Source organism: Streptomyces muensis, from assembly GCF_021474425.1.
GTDB lineage: Bacteria > Actinomycetota > Actinomycetes > Streptomycetales > Streptomycetaceae > Streptomyces > Streptomyces muensis.
Genome location: NZ_JAKEIP010000451.1, coordinates 1 through 3,855 on the forward strand (window position 1 = coordinate 1; position 3,855 = coordinate 3,855).

The 3,855-nt window shown below is 71.4% G+C and carries 3 protein-coding genes; 2 read left to right on the forward strand and 1 reads right to left on the reverse strand.

Annotated features, from left to right (window positions below; genetic code table 11):
• Window positions 1-50 precede the first annotated feature (50 nt).
• Complete coding sequence (locus L0P92_RS42830; protein WP_234768545.1) at window positions 51-806, reverse strand: TIGR03089 family protein; 756 nt, start codon at window positions 804-806, stop codon at window positions 51-53.
• 141 nt (window positions 807-947) lie between these two features.
• On the opposite strand from L0P92_RS42830, the gene L0P92_RS42835 reads away from it, so the two are divergent.
• Together L0P92_RS42835 and manB are read left to right on the forward strand one after the other, a co-directional pair.
• Window positions 948-2,549 (forward strand): peptidoglycan recognition protein family protein, encoded by a 1,602-nt coding sequence (locus tag L0P92_RS42835; protein ID WP_234768546.1) that lies wholly within the window; start codon window positions 948-950, stop codon window positions 2,547-2,549.
• A gap of 186 nt (window positions 2,550-2,735) precedes the next feature.
• Entirely contained in the window at window positions 2,736-3,818 is a 1,083-nt protein-coding gene (manB, locus tag L0P92_RS42840; protein WP_234768547.1) for a mannose-1-phosphate guanylyltransferase, read from the forward strand.
• Window positions 3,819-3,855: the final 37 nt, after the last annotated feature.

Sequence of the window (3,855 nt, forward strand, 5' to 3'; positions counted from 1 at the left end):
CCTTCAGGGATGGGACGGGTAGGGGCGGCGGGGGCGAGGAACCGTTGGGGCTAGCGGGCCGTGGTGGTGACCCGTTCGTCGTCGATCCGCTTGGCCAACGCGTCCTCGGACAGCGCATCGAGATGCCGGCACAGCACGACCGACCCACCCGTCGCCAGCGCCGCGAACAGACCGGCGTCGAGCCCCTCCCAGGTGTCGTACGAAAGCCCCGAGAGGATCCGCGACCCGGGCCCGGCGAGCCCGAGGCCCGGCGCCTCGGCCCGAGCCCGCTCCACGACCTCGGCACCACTGAACTCCCGCCCGGCCACGATGAGCGCGGGCCCCTCAGGGTCGACCGGCGCATAAGGCGCGAAACGATCCCCCTGACTCGGCACCTCCACGGCATAGTCGGCGAAACCGGCCGGCGGCTGCGGAAAACGACCCCCCAACGGCCGTAGCGCCAACGCGACCCGCTCACCCCGGCACGCCCGCGCGGCCTCCAGCCCCTCCGGCCCGCTCACGACCACATCGGCCGCCGCCGGATCTCCCCCCACGTCCGCGACAGCACCCACCGACGAACACGCCAGCAACCACACCGCCGTCTGCCAGTGCGCGGGCAGCAACAGCGTGACCCGGTCACCAGGCCCGACCCCGAGGTCGCCCTGGAGCAGATTCGCGGTCTTGGCCACCCAATTGGCGAAGGTGGCCACGGACAATTCGACACGTTCCCCGGTGGCGTCGTCGTAGAAGGTCACCAGGGGGCGTCCGGGATCCGCGGCGAGCGCGGAACGCAGCAGGTCGGCAGGGGTGCGATCGGTGGCGTTCACCCGCGCAAGCGTACGCGGGCGAGCAGCGGCGCACCCCTCGGTACGGGCACCCGCACGCCACCGGTTCGGACGAACGACGGACAGACGCCCCGTCAGTTCTCCGATGGACAGCTTTGTGTGACTATGTCCAACATCAGGGGTATGCGTGGATTCCTTGCTTCCTCGATCGGTGTCACGTGCGCGGCCGCTCTGGCCCTCCCGCTCACCCCACCCGCCGCCGCGACGACCGCGAGACCGGCGTCCGAAGTGCAAGCGGCCACCAGCGAGAGGACGGTGGCCGGACCGGCGGGGCGTCACGGGGACGCCGACGCGTACGTCCCCGGCAGCACCCAGTCGCTGCCCCTCGTCCCCCTCGACCGTGACCGCATCCTCGGCGCCCCCGTCGAACAGGGGCTGTCCCCCCGCGACGTACCGCACTTCTCCCTCGTCGGCGTCACCTGGGACCGCCCGGGCGCCGAACTGCACGGCCGCGTCCAGGTCCGTACCCGCGCGGTCGGCACGGGCACCTGGTCCGGCTGGCAGGACGTCGAGACGCACAACAGCGAACACGCCGCCGACCCGGGCACCGACGAGCCCGCATCGGGCCGGGTACGCGGCTCCACGGCGCCCTTGTGGGTCGGCGAGTCGGACGCCGTCGAGGTACGGGTCACCCCGGAGACGGAGACGGAGACGGAGACGGAGACGGAGACGGAGACGGAGACGGAGACGGAGACCGGGACGGTGACGGACACCGAGACCGAGACGGGAACCGCACGACCCCTCCCCACCGACGAACCCGAGGACGCGAACGAAACCGGAGCACAGGAGAGGGAGGAGAGCACCGGCGACGATTCGACGGCGGCCCCGACGGTCACCCCCGACGACGCCACCACGCTCCCCGCAGGCCTCCGCCTCGAACTCGTCGACCCCGGTGAGCCCGCCCCGGTGAAGGGCGGCGACCCCGGCGGCGCCACCCGCCCCGGATCCCTGAAGGCCGACACCGTCGAGACCGCCGAAGCCCTCGCCGCCTCCGGCGCCAACGCCGAACTCGCCCCCGTCGGCGCCGCCGAGATCCCCGCACTGGACCGCACCGCGACCGAACGGGAGCTGCTGGCCCTGCGCGGAGCCGAGTTGACGCAGGCGCAGCGGGCGAAGCCGTACATCGGGCCGCGGCCGCGCATCGTCACGCGGCGCGGCTGGGGCGCGAACGAGAGCTGGCGGGAGAGGCGGTTCGCGTACACGAAGAAGGTGAAGGCGGCCTTCGTGCACCACACGGCCACCGGCAGCAAGTACCGCTGCTCGCAGGCCCCCTCGCTCATTCGCGGTATCTACCGCTACCACGTCAAGAGCATGGGCTGGCGCGACATCGGCTACAACTTCCTCGTCGACAAGTGCGGAAACATCTACGAGGGGCGCGCCGGGGGCGTGGCGAAGCCCGTCCTGGGTGCCCACACCCTCGGTTTCAACTCCAACAGCACGGGGATCGCCGTCCTCGGCAGCTACGGCACCACCAGGCCGACCGCCGCCTCGGTGAAGGCCGTGGCCCGGCTCACGGCTTGGAAGCTGGGCCTCTACGGCGCCAATCCGCGCGGAAAGACATACCTGACGTCCGGAGGTGGCAATCTCTACCGAAAGGGAAAGAACGTACGACTGAATGTGATCTCCGGCCATCGGGACGGCTACTCCACGGCGTGCCCCGGGCTGCAGCTCTACCGCAAGCTCGGCTCGGCCCGCGCGTCGTCGGCCCGCTACCAGGGCCGCTGAGCCGACGCCGAGGGGAGTTCACGGGGCCGGCCCGGCACACGGGTCGGGTCACATTCACCGCCGACGGGGGGCACGGGGTGGAACGCGGAGTACCGCACTGCCGTCGAAGGCGCCGTACAACGGACTGCATACACTGGCCGGCCGAAAGACAGTTCGGCCGGTCCCGGCAGGAAGCAGAGACGACAGGTGACAGAAGCGATCCTCCTGGTCGGCGGCAAGGGCACCCGGCTGCGTCCGCTCACCGTGCACACGCCGAAGCCGATGGTTCCGGCGGCCGGGGTTCCGTTCCTCACGCACCAGTTGGCGAGAGCGAGAGCGGCGGGCGTGGACCACATCGTCCTGGCCACGTCCTACCTGGCCGAGGTCTTCGAGCCGTACTTCGGCGACGGCTCGGCGCTCGGCCTCCATCTGGAGTACGTCACGGAGGAGGAGCCCCTCGGCACGGGCGGCGCGATCCGCAACGTGGCTTCCCGACTCCACTCAGGCCCTGACGACCCGGTCCTGATCTTCAACGGCGACATCCTGACGGGCCTGGACATCAGGGCGCTGGTCCACACGCACGAGACAACGGCCGCGGACGTCTCCCTCCACCTCACCAAGGTGACGGACCCGAGGGCGTACGGCCTGGTCCCCACGGACGACACGGGCCGGGTGACGGCCTTCCTGGAGAAGCCCCAGACCCCCGAGGAGATCGTCACCGACCAGATCAACGCGGGCGCGTACGTCTTCCGCCGCTCGGTCATCGACACGATCCCGGCGGGCCGCCCGGTCTCGGTGGAACGCGAGACCTTCCCGGATCTCCTCTCGGCCGGCGCCCACCTCCAGGGCATGGTCGACTCGACCTACTGGCTCGACCTCGGCACCCCCGCGGCCTTCGTCCGCGGCTCGGCCGACCTCGTCCTCGGGCACGCCCCGTCCCCCGCCGTCCCCGGCCGCTGCGGCGACCGCCTGATCCTCCCCACGGCCACCGTGGCCCCCGACGCCAAGCTCACCGGCGGCACCGTGGTGGGCGAGGGCGCCTTCGTGGCCGAGGGCGCCCGCGTCTTCGGCAGCACCATCCTCCCCGGCGCCGTCATCGAACCCGGCGCCATCATCACCGACTCCCTCATCGGCACCCGAGCCCGAGTAGGCGAACGCTCCGTCCTCACCGGCACGGTCATCGGCGACGGCGCGATCATCGGCGCCGACAACGAACTGAGGGAGGGCGTACGAGTCTGGTGCGACGCAAAAATCCCAGCGGGGGCACTCCGCTTCTCACCAGACGTATAGGAGCCCGCCACAACACCGCACCGAGAAAACCCCGCCC